The organism is Micrococcus sp. HG099 (assembly GCF_024723355.1).
Taxonomy (GTDB): domain Bacteria; phylum Actinomycetota; class Actinomycetes; order Actinomycetales; family Micrococcaceae; genus Micrococcus; species Micrococcus endophyticus.
Genome location: NZ_JANQCJ010000275.1, coordinates 1 through 837, shown reverse-complemented (window position 1 = coordinate 837; position 837 = coordinate 1). Strand labels below are relative to the sequence as shown.

Below are 837 nucleotides of genomic sequence, written 5' to 3'. Positions count from 1 at the left end.
GGGCTCGGCGGCGTCGGCGCGCGCGGGCGCGACGGCGGGGACGGTCCCGGCCACCCCGTTCTGGCGGGCCACCTCGAGGATCTCTCCCATGAGCTGCTCGAGCGTCTCGGCCGGCACCTCCTGGTTGACCAGCGGCACCGGCTGGCCGGCCACCACGGCCATCACGGCCGGGCCCGCGCCGAGGCCGAGCGCCTGGAGCACGGAGGGGTCCGCCGCGACGTCGATCCGGGCCAGCACGAGGCGGCCGGCCTGCGCGTCCACCGCGTCGGCGAACTGCCGGTAGAGCGCGTCGCTGGAGGCGTCGCCGGGCACATGCAGGTGCAGGAGCACGGGCACCTGGGCGGAGAGCTGGACCAGCTGCTGGAGCAGGCGCTGGTCCGCGTCCGGGATCACCCACGACCCCCCGCCCTCGGCGCCGCCGGCGGGCGGGGCGGAGGGGGCCGGGGACCCGAGGGAGGACAGGTCGACGGCGCCGCGCAGGTGCGCCGGGGAGTCGGAGGGGGGCTGGGCGGTCACGTCGGTCACGGTCCTTCCGGGTCGGGCTGTCGGGGACGGGCTGTCGGGGACGGGCTGTCAGTCCGGCCCCACGGTAGTCCCCCGCCGGGCGCCGGGTCAGGCCGCGGTCGCTGACGTACGCTGAGCGCGTGCAGGAGAAGGAGCCCGCGTCCGGACCGGACGCCCCCGTCCAGGACGAGGCCCGACCCGTCCCCGGGCCCGACGGCGCCGTGCCCGGCGGCCCCGCGCCGTCGAGCCCTGCACTGTCGAGCCCCGCGCCCTCGGGTCCGGCCTCCTCGAGCCCCGCGCCCGCCGGCCCGGCGTCGGTGGAGCCCGTCGACC

At 79.2% G+C, this 837-nt stretch carries 2 pseudogenes; one reads left to right on the top strand and one right to left on the bottom strand.

The features are described 5' to 3' along the window. Positions 1 to 516 (bottom strand): annotated as a pseudogene (locus NWP10_RS12190) (thioredoxin); the annotation flags it as partial. Between the two features lie 128 nt (positions 517 to 644). Between NWP10_RS12190 and NWP10_RS12185 the strand changes: the two are divergent. After that, positions 645 to 837 (top strand): annotated as a pseudogene (locus NWP10_RS12185) (hypothetical protein); the annotation flags it as partial.